This is a genomic window from Staphylococcus chromogenes (assembly GCF_029024625.1).
Lineage (GTDB): Bacteria > Bacillota > Bacilli > Staphylococcales > Staphylococcaceae > Staphylococcus > Staphylococcus chromogenes.
On sequence record NZ_CP118953.1, the window covers coordinates 601,675 to 620,853 of the forward strand.

20 protein-coding genes are annotated in these 19,179 nt (G+C 37.0%); 13 read left to right on the plus strand and 7 right to left on the minus strand.

What is annotated here, in order from left to right; genetic code table 11:
* Nucleotides 1–183 precede the first annotated feature (183 nt).
* Both PYW36_RS02680 and PYW36_RS02685 read left to right on the plus strand, forming a co-directional pair.
* Complete coding sequence (locus PYW36_RS02680; RefSeq protein WP_037574840.1) at nt 184–1,188, plus strand: ThiF family adenylyltransferase; 1,005 nt, start codon at nt 184–186, stop codon at nt 1,186–1,188.
* 12 nt (nt 1,189–1,200) lie between these two features.
* Nucleotides 1,201–1,701 carry a MogA/MoaB family molybdenum cofactor biosynthesis protein gene (locus PYW36_RS02685; protein WP_103158996.1) on the plus strand — a complete coding sequence of 167 codons (501 nt, stop codon included), beginning with the start codon at nt 1,201–1,203 and terminating at the stop codon, nt 1,699–1,701.
* Nucleotides 1,702–1,783: 82 nt separating this feature from the next.
* Here PYW36_RS02685 and moaC read toward each other — a convergent pair whose 3' ends face one another.
* Nucleotides 1,784–2,266, minus strand: coding sequence for a cyclic pyranopterin monophosphate synthase MoaC (gene moaC / locus PYW36_RS02690; RefSeq protein WP_037574834.1), 483 nt, complete (start codon nt 2,264–2,266; stop codon nt 1,784–1,786).
* A gap of 68 nt (nt 2,267–2,334) precedes the next feature.
* On the opposite strand from moaC, the gene PYW36_RS02695 reads away from it, so the two are divergent.
* From PYW36_RS02695 to moaA, 6 genes are read left to right on the plus strand one after another with little or no spacing between them, the layout of a single operon-like run.
* On the plus strand, nt 2,335–3,594 hold the full coding sequence (locus PYW36_RS02695; RefSeq protein WP_103158997.1) for a molybdopterin molybdotransferase MoeA: 1,260 nt from the start codon (nt 2,335–2,337) through the stop codon (nt 3,592–3,594).
* On the plus strand, nt 3,591–4,070 hold the full coding sequence (gene mobB, locus PYW36_RS02700; protein WP_103158998.1) for a molybdopterin-guanine dinucleotide biosynthesis protein B: 480 nt from the start codon (nt 3,591–3,593) through the stop codon (nt 4,068–4,070). The genes PYW36_RS02695 and mobB overlap by 4 nt, the downstream gene beginning before the upstream one ends.
* Before the next feature lies 1 nt (nt 4,071).
* The gene (locus PYW36_RS02705; RefSeq protein ID WP_037574826.1) at nt 4,072–4,524 is read left to right on the plus strand and encodes a molybdenum cofactor biosynthesis protein MoaE; all 453 of its coding nucleotides are present in this window, start codon (nt 4,072–4,074) and stop codon (nt 4,522–4,524) included.
* Nucleotides 4,521–4,754, plus strand: coding sequence for a molybdopterin converting factor subunit 1 (gene moaD, locus PYW36_RS02710; protein ID WP_037574823.1), 234 nt, complete (start codon nt 4,521–4,523; stop codon nt 4,752–4,754). Before PYW36_RS02705 ends, moaD begins: the two co-directional genes overlap by 4 nt.
* Before the next feature lie 9 nt (nt 4,755–4,763).
* On the plus strand, nt 4,764–5,372 hold the full coding sequence (gene mobA, locus PYW36_RS02715) for a molybdenum cofactor guanylyltransferase MobA (RefSeq protein WP_037574821.1): 609 nt from the start codon (nt 4,764–4,766) through the stop codon (nt 5,370–5,372).
* 14 nt (nt 5,373–5,386) lie between these two features.
* Entirely contained in the window at nt 5,387–6,409 is a 1,023-nt protein-coding gene (gene moaA, locus PYW36_RS02720; RefSeq protein ID WP_103158999.1) for a GTP 3',8-cyclase MoaA, read from the plus strand.
* 118 nt (nt 6,410–6,527) lie between these two features.
* On the opposite strand, the gene PYW36_RS02725 is transcribed toward moaA, so the two are convergent.
* Nucleotides 6,528–8,360 (minus strand): endonuclease/exonuclease/phosphatase family protein, encoded by a 1,833-nt coding sequence (locus PYW36_RS02725; RefSeq protein WP_103159000.1) that lies wholly within the window; start codon nt 8,358–8,360, stop codon nt 6,528–6,530.
* A 197-nt stretch (nt 8,361–8,557) separates the two neighbouring features.
* Nucleotides 8,558–9,001: a MarR family winged helix-turn-helix transcriptional regulator gene (locus tag PYW36_RS02730; protein ID WP_037574814.1), complete on the minus strand. Its 444-nt coding sequence runs from the start codon at nt 8,999–9,001 to the stop codon at nt 8,558–8,560.
* Between the two features lie 226 nt (nt 9,002–9,227).
* Between PYW36_RS02730 and PYW36_RS02735 the strand changes: the two genes are divergently transcribed.
* Nucleotides 9,228–9,995, plus strand: coding sequence for a VOC family protein (locus PYW36_RS02735; RefSeq protein WP_103159001.1), 768 nt, complete (start codon nt 9,228–9,230; stop codon nt 9,993–9,995).
* Here PYW36_RS02735 and PYW36_RS02740 read toward each other — a convergent pair.
* A complete protein-coding gene (locus tag PYW36_RS02740; protein ID WP_103159002.1) occupies nt 9,986–10,240 on the minus strand; it encodes a hypothetical protein in 255 nt (84 codons plus the stop codon). The genes PYW36_RS02735 and PYW36_RS02740 overlap by 10 nt on opposite strands.
* A 109-nt stretch (nt 10,241–10,349) precedes the next feature.
* Between PYW36_RS02740 and PYW36_RS02745 the strand changes: the two genes are divergently transcribed.
* The 3 genes from PYW36_RS02745 (at nt 10,350) to PYW36_RS02755 (ending at nt 16,536) form a co-directional block, all read left to right on the plus strand.
* Entirely contained in the window at nt 10,350–11,600 is a 1,251-nt protein-coding gene (locus PYW36_RS02745; protein ID WP_103159003.1) for a lipid II:glycine glycyltransferase FemX, read from the plus strand.
* A 383-nt stretch (nt 11,601–11,983) separates the two neighbouring features.
* On the plus strand, nt 11,984–15,139 hold the full coding sequence (locus tag PYW36_RS02750) for an efflux RND transporter permease subunit (protein ID WP_103159004.1): 3,156 nt from the start codon (nt 11,984–11,986) through the stop codon (nt 15,137–15,139).
* A gap of 245 nt (nt 15,140–15,384) precedes the next feature.
* Nucleotides 15,385–16,536, plus strand: a complete 1,152-nt coding sequence (locus PYW36_RS02755; RefSeq protein WP_103159005.1) for an aminotransferase class I/II-fold pyridoxal phosphate-dependent enzyme — start codon at nt 15,385–15,387, stop codon at nt 16,534–16,536.
* 66 nt (nt 16,537–16,602) lie between these two features.
* On the opposite strand, the gene mspA is transcribed toward PYW36_RS02755, so the two are convergent.
* The gene (gene mspA, locus PYW36_RS02760; RefSeq protein WP_037574805.1) at nt 16,603–16,920 is read right to left on the minus strand and encodes a membrane stabilizing protein MspA; all 318 of its coding nucleotides are present in this window, start codon (nt 16,918–16,920) and stop codon (nt 16,603–16,605) included.
* A 42-nt stretch (nt 16,921–16,962) separates the two neighbouring features.
* Nucleotides 16,963–17,136 (minus strand): SE1832 family protein, encoded by a 174-nt coding sequence (locus tag PYW36_RS02765; protein ID WP_169301477.1) that lies wholly within the window; start codon nt 17,134–17,136, stop codon nt 16,963–16,965.
* A 126-nt stretch (nt 17,137–17,262) separates the two neighbouring features.
* Between PYW36_RS02765 and PYW36_RS02770 the strand changes: the two genes are divergently transcribed.
* Nucleotides 17,263–18,177, plus strand: coding sequence for an AEC family transporter (locus tag PYW36_RS02770; protein ID WP_103158732.1), 915 nt, complete (start codon nt 17,263–17,265; stop codon nt 18,175–18,177).
* A 38-nt stretch (nt 18,178–18,215) separates the two neighbouring features.
* Here PYW36_RS02770 and PYW36_RS02775 read toward each other — a convergent pair whose 3' ends face one another.
* Nucleotides 18,216–19,076, minus strand: a complete 861-nt coding sequence (locus PYW36_RS02775; RefSeq protein ID WP_103158733.1) for a GNAT family N-acetyltransferase — start codon at nt 19,074–19,076, stop codon at nt 18,216–18,218.
* Nucleotides 19,077–19,179 lie beyond the last annotated feature (103 nt).

A 19,179-nucleotide genomic window follows, 5' to 3' on the forward strand; every position in this document is an offset into this window, starting at 1 on the left:
CCACTTTTAAAACTGTAAGTTACCGATCGAGGGTGACAGGTACATCAGTCATTATATTTAAGGCGAGGACATTTTCATGTTCTTGCCTTTTTTATATAAACCGACAGTAAGTTATTTCATTGAGACATCTTACAGTTGAACGTATAATAGAAATCATAGACGATGTGAGAAAGGTATAGTTGACTGATGCAAAATCGATATTCAAGACAAATTTTATTTCAAGATATAGGAGAAAAAGGGCAGCGAAAAATCAATGAGAAAACAGTCTTAATTGTCGGCATGGGGGCTTTAGGGACACATCTGGCAGAGGGATTAGTGCGTGCTGGAATTAAAAAACTACGGCTGATAGACCGAGATTATATTGAGGCCTCTAACCTTCAGAGACAAACGCTGTTTAATGAGGCGGATGCAAATGAGGCCACACCCAAAGTCGTCGCAGCTGAACGCGCCCTGAAAAAAATTCGTTCAGACGTGATCATTGAATCGGTCATTAATCATGCCGATGTTCATGTTTTAAATGAACTTGTTGAGGATGTTGATTTAATTATGGATGCGACAGACAATTTTGATACCCGCATGATGATTAATGATGTCGCATACAAAAATCAGATTCCATGGATTTATGGTGGAGTTGTGCGGAGTACATATGTTGAGGCGCCTTTTATTCCTGGACAAACGCCTTGTTTTCAATGTTTAATTCCACAAATCCCATCCATGAATTTAACGTGTGATACAGTAGGGGTGATTCAGCCTGCTGTTACCATGACCACCAGTTTTCAATTGAGAGATGCGCTCAAGATTTTAACTGAGACGCCTTTCACGCCAAAGCTAACGTATGGAGATATTTGGGAAGGCACTCACCACACGTTTGGATTTCGTAAATTACACCGTCAAGAGTGTCCCACATGTGGTGCGCATCCAAGCTTCCCATTTCTTGTCCAACAACAACCTCAAATGGCAACGTTATGTGGCCGAGATACAGTACAATATCAACACCCAGAGGTTCATTTTGAGGATTTAATCACGTTTTTAGATAAACATAGAATCGCTTATAAAAGTAATGGCTATATTGTACAATTCATGTTTCAGAATCATCGCATCGTCGGCTTTCAAAATGGCCGATTGTTAATTCATGGGATGACAGATGTTAATCAAGCCTACACCATTATTAATCAACTTTTTGGATAAAGGAGACATAAGATGCATACAAATGTAAATTTAGGAAGAAATATTAAATGTGCAGTTTTAACCGTATCAGATACACGAAATGTAGAGACGGATAAGGGAGGTAAATTGGTTTTAGACTTTTTAAAAACACTCAATACAGAGGTTGCCCCCGAATGTTATACGATTGTTAAAGACGATATTTCTCAGATTCAAGCGCAAGTCTCTTCTTGGCTGCAAGAAGGTGTAGAAGTGATTATTACGACTGGAGGTACAGGCATTGCACAGCGTGATTGCACGATTGAAGCCATTCGTCCATTACTCGAAAAAGAAATAGAAGGTTTTGGAGAGTTATTTAGATATTTAAGTTACGTTGAAGATGTAGGGAGTAGGGCATTACTTTCTCGTGCGATTGGAGGCACTGTAGGGCATCAATTGATTTTTTGTTTGCCAGGCTCTACGGGGGCTGTCACTTTAGGAATGAAAAAGTTAATTATGCCAGAATTAAATCATCTTGTTCACGAACTGAACAAATAAAATAAAGGACGATGCTCATGTATGAAAATGAGATCGTCCCTTATGGATGGGATAGAATTGAAGGTTTAATAGGAGTTATTGATTAAGCATTACGTTGAAAATCAGATTTACCGCCTGTTTTTTGAATTAAATAAGTTTCTCCGATAATCATGCCTTTATCAACTGCTTTACACATATCATAAATCGTGAGAGCAGTCACTGAAGCTGCCGTTAAGGCTTCCATTTCTACTCCTGTTTTACCTGTCGTGGACACCTTACTTGTAATTTGAAGCACAAAAGTAGTTTCTTGTTGTGTCCATTCAAACTCGATATCAATCCCTGTCAAAGGTAATGGATGACACATAGGAATAATCGTGGCTGTATTTTTGGCAGCCATAATGCCAGCGATTTGTGCTGTATTTAGAACATTTCCTTTTTTAGCGGTATTATTCACAATTTGATTGTAGATAGTATCATTCACTTGAATGCTTGAGTGTGCGATAGCTGTACGACGCGTGACATCTTTATTTGAAACATCCACCATTTTAGCGTGGCCTTGTGTATTAAGATGAGTAAATTCAGACATGTTATACCTCCTGATATAAAGTAAAGTTAGTATAGCATGAATTGATTAAAATGTTAGGAGTGGACGGAATGACATTGAAAAAAAGACAACCTATCCCGGTAAGTGAGGCAATCTCTCGATGTTTGAAACAAAATATACGAATGACGAAAACGAAGGTCGACTTATACGAAGCGGAAGGATATATTCTTGCTGAAGATATCGTTGCGACTTATGATATTCCTAGGTTTGACAAGTCGCCATATGATGGATTTGCGATACGTAGTCAGGATAGCGAAGGGGCAAGTGGTGACAACCGTATCGCTTTTAAGGTTATTGATCATATTGGGGCAGGGAGCGTTTCAGCTGAAACATTAAAAGAAGGTGAAGCGGTTCGTATTATGACAGGTGCAGAAATGCCTAAGGGCGCAGATGCTGTAGTCATGTTAGAACAAACGGTTCAAACCGAAGAAGGCTTCACGTTACGTAAACCTTTTTCTCACCATGAAAATGTCTCATTAAAAGGTGAAGAAACACAAACAGGCGATGTGGTCCTTTCTGAAGGACAACGCTTGAACGCAGGGGGCATCGCAGTATTGGCCACTTTTGGTTATCGACAAGTCCCAGTGTACCAAAAACCGACTGTGGCGATTATTGCGACAGGGAGTGAGTTACTAGATGTTGAAGATGAGCTTGAACCAGGAAAAATCCGAAACTCTAATGGACCAATGATTCACGCGCTTCTTCGACAAGAAGGTATTGTAGCTGAAATATATAAAATTCAAAAAGATGATTTTGAAAGTAGTTTAGAAGTTGTAAAAACAGCTGCAGAAAGTCATGATATTGTGATTACGACAGGTGGCGTGTCTGTCGGTGACTTTGATTATCTTCCAGACATTTATCGTGCCTTAAATGCAGAAGTTTTATTTAATAAAGTGATGATGCGTCCGGGAAGTGTAACGACTGTTGCCGTGACCGATAATACATTTTTATTTGGATTATCAGGCAATCCTTCTGCGTGTTTTACGGGTTTTGAACTGTTTGTCAAACCCACGATGTATCGCATGATGGGTGCCCATCGATATTATCCAATGCTCATTCAAGCGACATTGATGGAAGACTTTAAAAAAGCCAATCCATTTACACGTTTTGTACGTGCGACCGCTTCATTTGACGGTCGAGCAGCAACAGTAAAACCTTCTGGATTTAATAAGTCAGGCGCTGTTGTCGCCATTGCACATAGTAATGCAATTATGGTCTTGCCAAGCGGTACACGTGGCTATAGCACAGGTCATCAAGTGGACGTTTTACTAACGAATTCGGAATATTACCAACAGGATTTTTATTTATGATTTTGCAAATCGTTGGCTTTAAAAACAGTGGAAAAACGACAATTGTGGCACATGCAGTTCAATTTTTTAAATCAAAGGGCTATCCTGTTGTCACGATAAAGCATCATGGACACATGGGTGAAGAAATTACGCTACCGGATGCTTCAGTAGACCATATGAAACATTTTCTAGCGGGTGCTGAACAAAGTATTGTACAAGGGCATCAATTTATTGAGACAATACAAAAAAATGAGGGAATCACCTTAGAGACTTTAATTAATGACTGTGTTACCATTGAAAACAGTATTATTTTAGTTGAAGGATATAAACATGCGCACTATGATAAATTGATTTTATATCGAGATGACAATGAACTCGCTGAACTCAATCAATTGTCTGGTGTTAAATATAGATTACAACGTCATGAAAGTGAGATTGATTTTGAACAAGTTGATCACATGTTAATGACTTGGTTGTCAGAACTAGAGGATGGTTAATTTGAAACAATTTGAAGTGACAACAGAACCGATTGTCCCTGAAATTTATCGTGAATGGACACTCAATGAAAAGCAAGGGGCAGTGGTTGTGTTTACAGGGCACGTAAGGGAATGGACGAAAGGCATTCGTACGGAATACTTAGAATATGAAGCATATGTACCTATGGCTGAAAAAAAACTTGCGCAAATTGGTGATGAAATTAGTGAAAAATGGCCCGGTACTGTGACGGCGATTGCACATAGAATTGGGGCATTAGATATTAAAGATATCGCAGTTGTGATTAGTGTCTCATCACCGCATCGTAAAGACGCTTATCGTGCAAATGAATATGCGATTGAACGCATTAAAGAGATTGTTCCCATTTGGAAAAAAGAGATTTGGGAAGATGGTGCCGAATGGCAAGGACATCAACGAGGGTATCATGAAGATGCAGTGAAAGGGGACCTATCATGAGAATATTATACTTTGCTGAAATGAAAGAGTTGTTAGATCGTTCTGAAGACCATTTTCATTTTGACTATGAAATTTCTGTCGAAGCATTAAAAACGCATCTATATCAAACTTATCCCATCATTCAAGGCAAAAAATTTCAAGTCGCTGTAAATGAAGAATTCGTGCAAAATGATGAAATGGTTAAACCGAATGATATTGTTGCACTTATTCCCCCGGTAAGCGGAGGTTAAATTAACGCAATGAAAGCAATCATATTAGCAGGTGGCGCATCTTCACGATTTGGTGCACCTAAGGCATTTGCCGAGATACATGAAGAGTATTTTTTTGAAAAAATTTATCATACCCTTGAATCAACGAATATGTTTAGCGAAATTATCATAAGTACTAATGAAGTATTGGCGTCCGAATTTGACGGATACCATGTAGTCATTGATGATGCCAAGCATAAAAGTAAGGGACCACTAAGTGGATTATACAGTGTCATGAAAGAAACAGAAGGAGATTTTTATTTTGTTATTTCTGTTGATACGCCGATGGTGACAGATAAAGCAATTAGCGAGTTATATCAGTTTTTAATTGCGAATTTAATTGAAGAACAATTATTAGTAGCCGGATTTCAGAGTGATGAGAGACCGATACCTACAATTGCTTTTTACCATAAAAATATATTACCGTCTATTGAAACAGCGCTAAATAGCAATGATTTCAGTATGCGGCATGTGTATCAATCTGTTTCTAATATGTGGTTAGATGTCAATAAAGTGGCATCGCCCGACTACTGGTACAAAAACATAAATTACAAAGAAGATTTAAGCGCATTAGAGAAAGAATTGAATCAATCCTATTGAGGGGAGGCGCAAAGATGACTGAGCAAATTTTAGATAAATTAGGACGCCCGATTCGTGATTTGCGCATTTCCGTGACGGACAGATGTAATTTTAGATGTGATTATTGTATGCCGAAAGAAATCTTTGGAGATGATTACGTCTTTTTACCGAAAGATCAATTGCTAACATTTGAAGAAATCACCCGTATTACCCGTATTTATGCTAAGCTCGGGGTGAAAAAAGTCCGCATCACAGGGGGAGAACCTTTATTGCGTCGCGATTTAGATCAATTGATTGCGCAAATTGTTGAAATAGAAGGCATTGATGATATCGGGTTAACTACGAATGGGTTATTGCTCAAAAAACATGGACAAAAATTGTATGATGCCGGGCTACGACGTATTAATGTCAGTCTAGACGCAATTGAAGACAATGTTTTTCAATCTATTAACAATCGTAATATTAAAGCTTCCACAGTTTTGGAACAAATTGATTATGCAGTGAAAATCGGTCTTCAAGTGAAGGTGAACGTTGTCGTTCAAAAAGGGATTAATGATGATCAAATTATCCCTATGATTGATTATTTTAAAGAGCGGGACGTGACGATACGTTTTATTGAGTTTATGGATGTAGGTAACGATAACGGTTGGGACTTTTCAAAAGTCGTTACAAAAGATGAAATGCTCAGCAAAATTCAGTCTCATTTTTACATTGAAGCAGTGGAACCTAAATATTATGGTGAAGTGGCGAAATATTACCGTCATAAAGGAGCAAAATCTAAATTTGGTTTGATTACAAGTGTATCTGACTCATTTTGTTCAACATGTACACGTGCACGTCTATCATCGGACGGTAAATTTTATGGTTGCTTGTTTAGTTCAGTGGATGGTTATGACATCCGTGGATTACTAAGAAGCGGTCATTCAGATGAAGAAATTGAAGCGCAAGTGAAAACACTTTGGCAAGTTAGAGATGATCGGTATTCAGACGAGCGTACACAACAGACGGTAGAAAATAGACGCAAAAAGAAAATCAATATGAATTATATCGGTGGATAGTATAAGAACACGTCTTAAATTTATATAGAGCAACGTGAAAGGACCATTAAAGATATAAAAGCACTCCCCATACGTTTTAACGTGAATGGGGAGTGCTTTTATTTGCTTTTACAAATGTTTATTTAGAAAAATCTATTTGTGTTAGTAATGGGTCATGATCACTTGCACGACCAGACATTTCAGTGAAATCACTATTGACGTGAATCATATCTAACTTCGCACGAGAAGCGAGGTTTTTTGAGACAAAAACATGATCTAACGTTTGTGCATTACCTTGATAATTATAAGAATAGCGCAATTTTAAAGGCACACGATTAACAAGATTGGTCATGCCGTAATTTTCAAATGTTTTTAAAGGTTGAGACCATTGGAAATCATTATAATCCCCTACAGAAATAATATTAGCTTTAGGGTTCTCTCTATATACTTGTTTCACAAATTCACCGACTGCTTTTGCCATTTCAACTCGTTGTGCTTCGCTTCGTCGTTCAACAGGTTGTTGACGGCCAAAAAGCGCATCATCCCCATTTTTTGAATTCCAATGGTTCACAATGGCAATAATCGATTGGCCTTTAAACGTGAATTGTGCAGCAAGTGGTTTTCTTGAATTGGTAAATGCTGGATTGTGAGGATCTATTCTGCCTGGATTTCGCGTCAATTTACCGTCTTTGTAATCAACAGCGGTATTTGCGTCTCCCGCTTTTATTTCATTATTAAATGAGACACGATCCGGACGATATAAAAAGCCGACACGAATATTGGCATTCGGTTGTCCTCCGTCTTTATTCATTTCTGGATCGATGCTTTTATATTCATATTTAGGTCCGCCCGTTGCTTGAATGGTTTTAATAAGGCGTTCATACGATTCATTGGCTGCAGGTCCGCCTTTACCAGAACCATCATTATCTTGAACTTCAGTGACGCCGATAATATCTGGGCTTTTCATATGGCTAACGATGCCATTGGCTAATTTTTCAGCTTTGTCATTGGTTGTCGTATAAGCATTATTTGAAAAGTTTTCGAGATTATAGGAGGCCATTGTAAGTTTATCTTTAGAAGACGTAAACTGCGTCCCTTTAGGTTGAGCTGTCCCTTTTGAGTGGGCCTTTTTCATCGTTTCGTAATCAATGTTGATTTTATAGTTTTGATAACCATAATTGACATATCCAATGAGAGGACCTTTAAAATGATCTCCTGTCGCAACATCAAAATTACGTCCTTGTTGTTGTGCATCATAAAGCTTAAAAGGAATGCGTTGCCCATTCGCATCGTTTTCTTTTAATAAAATTCCACCGTTTTTTGTTTCAGGTTTTACGTTATTTTGAACAGTAAACAAATCGCCATGTTCTTGGGGGCCTACACTTCTGACGTCGTCAACTTGTACACGCATCCCTTCTAATGATTCCCAATAATCTAAGGCATTGGTTTTTGGATTAAAACGTCCATCTGTAGAAGAGATTTTAGAGGGGATACGATTGATTTTTATTGGTTTCGGAAGAGATTGGTGAGAGGCTTTAACTATAATTTTTCCTTGTTTTTCAGGACGCGCATCAATTTCGGTAATCGGTTGATCGGTTTTTTGTTTATCTGGGTACCCTTCGATGGCATATTCAGAGACTAAACCTGAAACTTCAATCGCATCGCCAACTTTAACTTGAGGGGCTTCTTTACCAGTATAGACGATAATCCCTTCAGAAGTTTTAGGATCATTATCAGCATTACGGTCAGGGGTTTGTAAGTGAAAATAATGTTGGCCATTAATTTTATATTGATAAGTGACAATACCTTGGACAGCATCAACGTGTTGGTTGGCGTATTTAGACTGATATGTATTACCTTGAATATCGTGGATTTGTAAGCGCGGTGTTTCGGTTTTAGCATCAATAGGATGCATCATGACTGTTGAACTTATCAAACTTATAGATAAGCATGAAACTAAAAATTTTTTCATTGAATTCACTCCTAACAGTTATTAATTTATTTAAGTATATCAGAATAAATTTTTTGGAGTTATTAAAATGAAGTAAAAAAAGCGTAAAAAAGAATCGGATGTTTATTTACAAAGAAGAAAGTATAAGAAGATCTATGACATAGATAAAAGGAGCTTGTCAGTATAAGGAGTATTACTGACAAGCTCCCAAAAAGCAATTAGGCGTGCTGTTGATCAATATAAGTAATCATCGCATCATAGAGTTCATCTAAAATTGAAACGATACGTTGATATTCTTCTTCTGTTAAACCTAAATTATTAATATGAAATTGTTGTGTGGCTTCTATTTTGGATTTGAGTTGTTGATAGACTTCTTGACCTTGAGGAGAAAGTTGTAATAGTTTTTCTCGGCGATCGACGCCTGTACGTGCCATAATCCATCCACGAGATTCTAAGGCTTTTAAAATTTTCCGTGTGGTTGGTTTTTCGATGGAACGACGTTTTGATATTTGAACAAGCGTCGTATCGACATTTACGGCGATATCTTTCATCACCAACCACTGCGCTGGATGCAGGTCATATTCTGTCATTAAAGGTTGTACCATTTTGATATAAGGTCGATACAGTTTAGTAAATCTGTCAAATAATAATGATGGTTCCATTGACGTCTTCCTCTCAAACGATTTCTTTATTCTTACCATTATTATAGCACGCAAATCGTAAAAAGCTGGATTTACTCAGGTAAATTTAAGGAATGTTCAAATTTTATTCTCCAAGTTTTAGGGCTTGTTTAGTCGATTTAAATCGCGTGAGAGAAATAGGATTACTGTTCTCTTTCCTAAAATGTTTGGTAAAATAAACCACATAAGAACAAGAGGAGGGGTGACTGTGGTAGATATAGAATTTGATCATATCATTCATTATATAAAGGGATTAAACCATTTTGAGTTTCCTGGAGAATATTTAACAATTCAAAAAGGGGGACAACACGAAAAACTAGGAACATTTAACCGACTCGTACATATTGACTTGAAGTATATCGAATTAATAGATATTTTTGATAAAGGAAAAATAAAGCACCAATCTAAAACTCATGAAGGTAAATACTCGTTTGCGACATCAATTATGGCCAATGGCTATAAACAAGGATTTAAGAAGATATGTTTTCGCACGCACGACATTCATAAGTTAAAGTCGCAATTTAAAGAAAGAGGATTGGAAACCATAGGCCCAGTTAAAATGACACGTTATAACAAAAAGGGGAACTTAATTGAGTGGCAATTGCTCTATGTCAATGACCACGAATATGATATGATGATGCCTTTTTTCATTCAATGGAATAAAGACGATGAGACAAGGCAGGCGGATTTAGAAAGTTCATTTCAACGGCACCTTGACATTGATATGGTAGAGTTTAAAACACATCAACGTCACACAATGGTGGATCAATGGAAAAAATGGTTTGATATGCAAGTGATTGAAGAAAGTGATAAATATACGCTTTTATATAGTCCAGCACAAAAAGTAAAGTTTAAAATAACTGAAGGTCGCGAAGATATCATCGACACCTTACACTTGGTCGATCAAACAATAGATGCGCCTATATTAATTAGAACACGTGGCGCAAACTATCAATTTATCCCTCCTTATGAATAAACGACGTGATAAACTGTCATTATGAGCCATATGACATGAATCAAAGCGAGCATTAAACTACCAATGGCAATGTAGAGTTGACGTTTCGATTGATAAAGTAAAATCATATAAAGTGATAATACCGAGACGAGCGCGACAAGGATAATGCGTAAACTCAAATAGTCTATATTGATGCGATACAGAATTGAAATTATTAATACAATGAGCTGAATGAATGTTAAAATAATTAATGCGATATTTCTCATCGTCAGTCCTCCTAAATATTATCAGTATAGCATAGTTCTCAGAGGACAGACGAAGTGGAGAAAAGATAGAATAAATTTCCTCTTAGCAGATTTAAAGGAGTCAGTAGACATGAAATTAATGAATATTACGGATCAAGAACATGATGCGTTTGTAAAAGAGCATCCTAATGGTGATTTACTCCAACTTACAAAGTGGGGTGAAACCAAAAAATTAACAGGTTGGTACGCCAAACGCATTGCAGTTGGTGAAAACGGAGAAATCAAGGGTGTCGCACAATTATTATTTAAAAAAATCCCTCGCACGCCTTTTACTTTATGCTATGCTTCTCGTGGATTCGTCGTGGATTACACAAATAAACTAGCAGTTAAAGTATTGCTTGCTGAGGCGATTAAAATCGCCAAGCAAGAGAAATCTTATACTATAAAAATAGATCCTGATGTTGAAGTCGATGAAGATTCATCAGTGGTCGATGAATTAAAAGCTTTAGGATTTAGACATAAAGGTTTTAAACAAGGTTTATCAAAAGATTATATTCAACCCCGTATGACGATGATTACACCTTTAGATCAAACCGACGAAGAATTGATTAAAAGCTTTGATAACCGTAACCGATCAAAAGTACGTTTAGCATTAAAAAGGGGTACAAAAGTTGAACGTAAAGGTCGCGAGGACTTAAAGATATTTGCACAACTTATGAAAGAAACGGGAGAACGAGACGGTTTCCTAACAAGAGATGTGTCTTACTTTGAGACGATTTACGATGCACTACATGAAGATGGAGATGCAGAACTCATTCTTGTTAAGTTAGAGCCTAAACCTGTCCTAAAGGAATTGCGTCAAGAACGTCAGTCTTTAGATCAAGAAGAAGCAAGACTTAAAGCGAAAAAGCAAGACAAGAAAACGTTAAACAAAATCAACGATGTCAAAAATAAACAAAATAAAACAGACAGTTTGATTCAAGATTTAGAACAACTAGAAAAAACACATCCAGAGGGCCGTTATCTATCAGGGGCGCTCCTTATGTTCTGTGGTCATAAATCCTATTATTTATATGGGGCTTCTTCAAATGATTATCGTGACTTCTTACCCAACCATCATATGCAATTTAAAATGATGCAATACGCACGAGAAAAGGGAGCAAAAACGTATGACTTCGGTGGAACAGACAATCAGCCCGATAAAAATTCAAGCCATTATGGCTTATGGACGTTTAAAAAAGCATGGGGCACTTATTTAAGTGAAAAAATAGGTGAATTTGATTTTGTCCTTAATCCGATTGTCTATAAAGCTGTAGAACAATTCAAACCTCAATTGACACAATTGAAGATTAAAATCGTACGTAAAATAAAAAACTCTTAAAGTATTTTAAGCTAATATTGAATACTGTAAGACGTAAACTCTCGCTATCTTGATATATAAAGTTACCTCTCTTATTAATGTGAAAGAGGCTTGTCCATAAAACTTTAGATGTTTCAGTTAAGTCGCGTGACACAGTAGATAAATAAGTGTGCGAGTGAGTTGAAGAAAATTTAATATATTTTGTATGGTCAAAGCCATCAAAATTTATCTGAGCATAAATTTTGGTGGCTTATTTAGTGTTTAAAATATAAAATCGCTAGTGTTTTTTAGTTAGCGATTATGACAAAGTTCCCCCCTATAAATATTTTGTCCAAAATAAGATACTCATAGGTTAAAAAATGTGTTACTTTAACATTAAGATGTAAAATAAGGGAGCGATACGGGTGATAAAAAAACTGATAGACTTTTCCCTATCAAATAAATTTGCAATTATGTTAATGGTTTTACTTGTAATATTAGGGGGGATATATGCAAGTTTTAAAATGAAATTGGAGTTGTTGCCAGATACTGAGCCTCCGATGATGACTATTACGACAACGATGCCGGGAGCAACTCCAGAAACTGTGATGAAAGAAGTCAGTGATCCTATAGATGAAGAGATTCGGGGAATGGCTGATGTGACCAGTGTTAAAACGGAGTCCTTATCGAATGCCTCTATCATCACGGTTAAATTTGATGACCAAACGGATTTAGACAAAGCAGAACAAGCGATTCAGAAGTCATTACAAAAAATGAAATTCTCAGAGGGTGTTCAAGAGCCAGAAATCCAGCGCAACTCCATGTATGCCTTTCCAGTCGTGGCCTATTCATTTTTAAATAAGCAGAACGATGTGAAAGCGACAACAAAAGAAGTCGAAGAAAATCTCGTTCCACGTTTACAAGAAATCAATGGTGTCCAACGTGCCACGGTAAATGGTCAAACCGCACGTGAGGTCACAATTACTTTTGATGATAAAAAATTAAATGAGGTCGGCTTAAACCAACAACAAGTGGCTGACTATATCAAAGGAGCCACAAAAGAGACGCCGTTAGGTCTGTTTCAGTTCGGCAATAACGAAAAATCTGTTGTGATTGATGGACAATTTACGTCTGTCCGAGCTTTAAAAGATCTACAAATCCCGTTAGTGATTGCGAGTCAAACGCCTTCATCATCAACACAGAGTGAAGGAGACGGAAGTGCTAGAGAGGGACAAAGTGATGAAACTTCTTCTATGACGATGCCTCAAACGAGCAATGCCACTCAAAGTAATACCAAAGTACCGCTCAGTGACTTGGCCCAAGTCAAATTAACAGATGAACGAAAATCGATTTCTAAGACAAACGGGCAAGATGCGGTTGATGTGCAAATTGTAAAGGCACAAGATGCCAATACTGTGGCAGTCGCTAATGAAGTTGACCAAAAAATTCAAGACTTTGTAAAAGAACAGTCAGATTTAAAAACCGTTAAAATAATGGATACCGCAAAACCTATTAAAGATGCATTATCAACGATGATTGAGAAGGCATTACTCGGTGCAATTGTGGCCATTATTGTTATCTTACTTTTCCTAAGAAATATTAAAATGACTGCAATCTCAATTGTCTCGATACCGCTTTCTATTTTAATTGCGATGGTGGCTTTAAAGTTAACAGATGTTTCATTAAATATTTTAACGTTAGGGGCTTTGACTGTAGCCGTGGGACGTGTCATAGATGATGCGATCGTCGTTATTGAAAATATCTATCGACGTCTCGCCAAAAAAGACGAAACGCTTACTGGTGATCATTTAATTATTGATGCCACAAAAGAAGTATTTGTTCCAATTATGTCATCAACACTTGTAACGATCGTTGTATTCGCACCACTTGCCTTTGTGACAGGCTCTGTTGGTGAAATGTTTCGACCCTTTGCTTATGCCGTAACCTTTAGTTTACTTGCATCACTTCTAGTATCGATTACAATTGTGCCAGTTTTAGGGTCATTATTTTTCAAAAATGGGTTGAAAAAGCAACCTAAGCATCATCTCGGACGTGTGGGCCAAGGTTATCGTCGTATACTGGGGTGGAGTTTAGATCATAAATGGATTGTATTACTCTTAAGTACGATGATTTTAGTAGGAAGTATTGTGTTAGGAAGTATGAATATCGGCACGAGTTTTATTTCAACTGGTGAAGATAAGTTTATGGCCTTAACGTATAAACCTAAACCAGGAGAAACGAAAGAAGATGTGTTAAAAAATGCGGCACAAGTTCAAAAATATTTAAATAGCAAAGATAAAGTAAGAAATGTTCAATATTCCGTGGGAGGACCGTCACCCACTGATCCAACCGGTAGTACAAACAGTACGGCTTTGATGGTGGAATATGATTCAGACACGCCGCAATTTGATACGGAACCTGAACGTGTATTAAAACATATCGCAACTTATCATCACCCAGGAGATTGGCAACACTTAGATATGAGTACAGGTACAGGGTCAAATCAACTTGAAGTCAAAGTAACAGGACCTTCAACGAATGCCATTAAAGGGACTGTACATGAGGTTGAAAAACGCTTGTCAGATATGAAAGGATTGACCAACGTCAAATCAGATTTAACGGAAACGTATGATCAATATGAAGTTAAAGTTGATCAAGAACGTGCAGGCGATGCTGGAATTACGGCTGGACAATTGGCACTGTTACTCAATCAAAATATTCCAGATAGTACTATTTCCAAACTGAAAGATAAACAACAGACTTACGACGTTGTGGTTAAAAATCAAAAAGAAACGAACTGGACACAGAGCAAACTAGAAAATACACCTATTCCTTCACCTATGGATGAGAATTTAAAATTAAGTGATATCGCGACGCTTGAAAAAACGATAACGCCTAATTCTTTTGTGAAAGAAAGTGGCGATTATACAAGTACGGTGACTGCGAATATTTCTAGCAAAGATGTCGGGTCTATCACACAAGAAGTCATGAAATCACTCAATAAGTTAGATAAACCTCAAAATGTTAAAACTTCTGTGGGTGGCACGAATGACGATATTAATGACGCTTTCTCACAATTATTAGTCGCAATGCTTGCAGCCATCATTATTGTTTATTTAGTGCTCGTTCTCACGTTTAAAGGAGGTTTGGCACCATTTACTATCCTTTTCTCATTACCGTATACGGTGATTGGCGTAGTGCTTGCATTAATGGCCACGGGTGAAACCTTATCAGTGCCTAGTATGATAGGGATGCTGATGTTAATTGGTATCGTTGTGACGAATGCCATTGTTTTAATCGATCGTGTCATCAATAATGAAAAAGAAGGCATGTCGATGAAAGAGGCATTACTTGAAGCGGGGGGTACACGTATACGTCCAATTTTAATGACGGCAATTGCAACCATAGGCGCGTTAATTCCACTATTATTTGGACAAAACAGTTCGGTGCTCATTTCCAAAGGACTCGCCGCTACGGTTATTGGTGGTTTGTTATCTTCAACTTTACTAACGTTGATTGTAGTGCCAGTAATATACGAAATCTTATTTACGCTCAAAGCGAAACTAAGTAGAAAAAAATAAAATTGACGAATCCATATTGATTTGATAGGCTATTAACAATTCGATATATTGATGTTTTAATGATGCTCAGCAAAACATATGCGTATGTCCTTATATCTATTGATTAAGACTTTAAAACATCCATTGCAATAGCGTTCACAAATGATCGGAGGGTGTGAGATAGAAATGATTAAAATTTCCAAATCTCATGCCCTTTGTTTATATCGTAAGGAAGAGGACTTTTATGGATTAAAGGGGGCCGTCAGATGAGTTACACAACAATTTTAGATGAGATTCCAGAGAGTTATTTTGGTAAAACAATGGGGAAAGAGGTCAAACATGGACCTTTACCGTTAATTAATTTAGCGGTCGGTATTCCTGATGCAGATACACCTGAAACAATTTTAAAAGCTTTAGAAAAGGCGATTCGCGAACCAGTAAATCAAAAATATTTAGCCTTTCATGGAAAAGCAGCATTTAAACAAGCCATCGTTGATTTTTACGACCGTCATTTTGGTGTTACCTTAGATCCAGAAACAGAAGTGTGTCTATTTTATGGAACGAAAAATGGTCTGGTCGCTTTACCTACATGTGTCATTGAGCCAGGAGATAAAGTACTCTTACCTGACCCAGGATATACAGATTATGAAGCGGGCGTACGCTTAGCCCACGGGCAACCGCAACCTTTAAAGTTGTATCCTGAGCACCACTATTTACCCCAATGGGAAGAGATAGATACGTCAGAGACCAAATTGATTTATTTGACTTATCCTAATAACCCTACAGGTTCTGTGGCATCACCAGAATTTTTTCAACAGACGATGGATTATTTTAAAGATACTGAGACAATGTTTGTCCATGATTTTGCATATCAAGCATTTGGTTTTGATGCACCTAATCCAAGTCTATTAGCTGCAAACGGAGCAAAAGAACGGGCCATTGAAGTCTTCTCTTTTTCGAAAGGATATAACATGTCAGGGTACCGGGTTGGATTTGCCGTGGGTAATAAAGAGATGATTGCTAATTTAAAAAAATATCATACACATACACAAGCCGGAATGTATGGGGCTTTACAAGATGCGTGCACAGTGGCGTTAAATGATTGTGATGAAGTTCTTCGTGAACAAGCAAATATTTTTAAGCAGCGAAGAAATCTGATTGAAGAAAAATTGAAGGCAGCAAAGATTCCACATGAACCCATAAAAGGCGGTATCTTTTTATGGCTACCTTGTCCACCAGGCTTTTCAAGCGATGCCTTCGTCGAATATCTTTTAGCGCAATATTCGATATTAGTAGCACCCGGGCATCCGTTTGGAAGCGAAGGAGAAGGATATGTACGTGTGTCTTTCGCAATCGATGAGTCACAGCTACTTGAAGCGTTAAAACGACTTACGCAACTTGCGCCACTTTATCATTAATCAAAAATAAGGGGAGGAAGTGAGAAGACCTACGTCTTTTCATTTCCTCCCTATATCATCAGACCGTTATATCATGACGAAAGTTAAAATGATATAAATCACAAAGATAAGAACGGTCATCATATTAAGAATATGAACGCCTTTTTCGTCATTTTTTGAATGTTTAAATGCCGTTATTTCGACATTTCCGATAAGTAACAATAAGACGACGAATAACCACCACGTGCTAAACGTATGATAGGCTAATGATGAAGCAATGACGATGATGAGTAATATCGCCAAAATAATTCTTAATATACTTGATAAGCGCAAGTTCATTTTAAAGATACTGAGATAACTTACGATTAAATAAAGTAAAGGTAATAAGAGAAAATATATAAGCATGTGATTGTCCTTTCTCGTCAACGAAATTATGACGCTAATGAGTTACTGAGGTGTATTTTGAAGCTGCTGACGAATGTTTGCTATTTCGTTTTCTAATGCCTCAAGTTGTTGGATTAAGGGATCTACATGTTGGCCCGTAGATTCACGTTTTTCTAAATCACCTTGTAAGCGTACATAATCCATTTTGAGCTCTTGAAGTTGGGCTTCTAAATTCATATCCATAAGCCTCCTTTTAATAGGTATATTATAACATGCTTGAATGATATCATTAAATTTAATTTATGATGAATCGAAAGGTTAAAGGTACATAAAGTAGCTAAGAAAAATGAAAGAGGTGAAACGATGACTGAACGGTTTATCATGATTATATTATTAATAGCGTTAGGTTATATATTGAAGCGTACAGGTTATGTTAAAGGATCAGAAGCAAAAGTTTTAACAACCTTAGTGCTGAACGTGACATTACCTTCAGTGGTAATCGTCAATCTTAATGGTGTAACTTTAACGCCTTCTTTATCTGTGTTACCGCTCATGATGGTAATTTACGGAGCCTTCACTAAAATGTTCGTCGTGTGGCTCTTTTTAAAATATGATAACGAGGTTCGTGGGACAGTCGCTATGATGATGGCTTCTTTAAATATAGGTATTTTTGCTTACCCACTTGTTCAAGAAATGTGGCCTGAAAAAGGGCTATTGTATTTCGGGATGGCTGATATTGGAGGAGCGATACTCATGTTTGGTATCACTTACTTTGTCGCGGGTTATTATAAAAATGTCGAAGGTACTTTAAATGCGCGAACAATTTTATTGAGTTGTGTTCGGTCTGTACCTTTAATGACTTATATCCTGATGATATTTCTAAATTTGGCTCACTTCGAATTACCCCATGTCATGCTCGACTTTTTTGATATGGTAGGAAAAGCGAATTTACCTTTATCTATGATTCTGTTAGGGGTTTTACTAGATTTTAAAATTGAACGTCACTTTTTACCACTTACACTTAAATATCTAGGCCTACATTATGGCTTGGGTATAATATGTGGATTTTTAGTATACTTTTTTCTTCCAGTACAAGACGATATGATTAAAACCACGTTACAATTGATTTGGGTACTCCCTGTTGGTGTCGCAATTTTATCATATGCAGTTCAATTTCAATATAAAACATTACCGATGATCGCGATGGCAAGTAATATCACGATTGTCATCAGCATTATTATTTTATATTTGTATCAATATTTCTTTATACCAGCATAAAAGGGACTTAAAGCACACTGACTTTGAGTCCCTTACGTTTATCGTGCTAATTTGAATTTGCGGTATTCAGAGGTCATTTCAAAACCGAATTCATGAAAACGTTCGACCAGACGATGATTTTTACTTCGAATTTTAAAATAAACATCGTGTATATCGGGTTGAGCCAACGCTTCATGTATCGCGTGTTGAATTAAATCAAAAGCAATGCCTTTCAAACGATAATGCGTATGCGAAGAAAAATAACGGATTTCCGCATGTCCTTCATTTGGGTTTAAAATCAAATACAAGTACCCTTTTAAAATACCTTCTGCCATGTATAGTTTAAGTTGATGTTGTGCATCTAAGGTTTCAACGATTTCCTCGGCGCGCATCGCATTGTGTGAAAAAGTATCTTCATGTAATTTTTTGAAATATTTGAAGTAGGCCGGCTTATAATCAATAATGTGATGAATATTTTCCGTTTCTCCTAAATCTGTATGTGTAGAGAGGTGATAATCAGTAAAAGTATAAGACGCTCCAATCGTTTTCATATAGGCTTTAATGTGTTCATTTTCAGCAGCATAGGCAAAGTAATATGTCGCTGGTTTTGCATGTGACGAAGTAGCTGCATTAAATAAAAGTTCAAACGCATCACCGGTTGGAAGATAGTCTTTTTGAGTGATAGGGCCGATGACTTTATAGCGATTTTCAAGATAGGGGATGCAAATAAGTGCCATTTGAATCGCTCCATTTTCTTCTAATACGAAAATCCCTGTTGTTTGAATGGCCTCTTCAAGATACATATCATAAGCTTTGTCATATTGAAGCGGGAGTTTGTTGGTGTAAGACTGTGATGTTGAAACATTTTCCTTAATAAAGTTTGAAATACGATCAACGGAAGTGACTTGAGTAACTTTCATAGTGCCCCTCCTTAGTGGATTCTTTAAATTAATTATAATTTGTTTTGATAGGAAATGGAAGTGTGTCAATAAGAGGCATGTTACAATGATTACAATACCAAGT

What these genes read in the sequence shown, in the direction of transcription:
- PYW36_RS02685 (WP_103158996.1), top strand. Translation starts at nt 1,201, where the DNA reads ATGCATACAAATGTAAATTTAGGAAGAAATATTAAATGTGCAGTTTTA.
- moaC (WP_037574834.1), bottom strand. Translation starts at nt 2,266, where the DNA reads ATGTCTGAATTTACTCATCTTAATACACAAGGCCACGCTAAAATGGTG.
- PYW36_RS02695 (WP_103158997.1), top strand. Translation starts at nt 2,335, where the DNA reads ATGACATTGAAAAAAAGACAACCTATCCCGGTAAGTGAGGCAATCTCT.
- mobB (WP_103158998.1), top strand. Translation starts at nt 3,591, where the DNA reads ATGATTTTGCAAATCGTTGGCTTTAAAAACAGTGGAAAAACGACAATT.
- moaD (WP_037574823.1), top strand. Translation starts at nt 4,521, where the DNA reads ATGAGAATATTATACTTTGCTGAAATGAAAGAGTTGTTAGATCGTTCT.
- mobA (WP_037574821.1), top strand. Translation starts at nt 4,764, where the DNA reads ATGAAAGCAATCATATTAGCAGGTGGCGCATCTTCACGATTTGGTGCA.
- moaA (WP_103158999.1), top strand. Translation starts at nt 5,387, where the DNA reads ATGACTGAGCAAATTTTAGATAAATTAGGACGCCCGATTCGTGATTTG.
- PYW36_RS02725 (WP_103159000.1), bottom strand. Translation starts at nt 8,360, where the DNA reads ATGAAAAAATTTTTAGTTTCATGCTTATCTATAAGTTTGATAAGTTCA.
- PYW36_RS02730 (WP_037574814.1), bottom strand. Translation starts at nt 9,001, where the DNA reads ATGGAACCATCATTATTATTTGACAGATTTACTAAACTGTATCGACCT.
- PYW36_RS02740 (WP_103159002.1), bottom strand. Translation starts at nt 10,240, where the DNA reads ATGAGAAATATCGCATTAATTATTTTAACATTCATTCAGCTCATTGTA.
- PYW36_RS02745 (WP_103159003.1), top strand. Translation starts at nt 10,350, where the DNA reads ATGAAATTAATGAATATTACGGATCAAGAACATGATGCGTTTGTAAAA.
- PYW36_RS02755 (WP_103159005.1), top strand. Translation starts at nt 15,385, where the DNA reads ATGAGTTACACAACAATTTTAGATGAGATTCCAGAGAGTTATTTTGGT.
- mspA (WP_037574805.1), bottom strand. Translation starts at nt 16,920, where the DNA reads ATGCTTATATATTTTCTCTTATTACCTTTACTTTATTTAATCGTAAGT.
- PYW36_RS02765 (WP_169301477.1), bottom strand. Translation starts at nt 17,136, where the DNA reads ATGAATTTAGAAGCCCAACTTCAAGAGCTCAAAATGGATTATGTACGC.
- PYW36_RS02770 (WP_103158732.1), top strand. Translation starts at nt 17,263, where the DNA reads ATGACTGAACGGTTTATCATGATTATATTATTAATAGCGTTAGGTTAT.
- PYW36_RS02775 (WP_103158733.1), bottom strand. Translation starts at nt 19,076, where the DNA reads ATGAAAGTTACTCAAGTCACTTCCGTTGATCGTATTTCAAACTTTATT.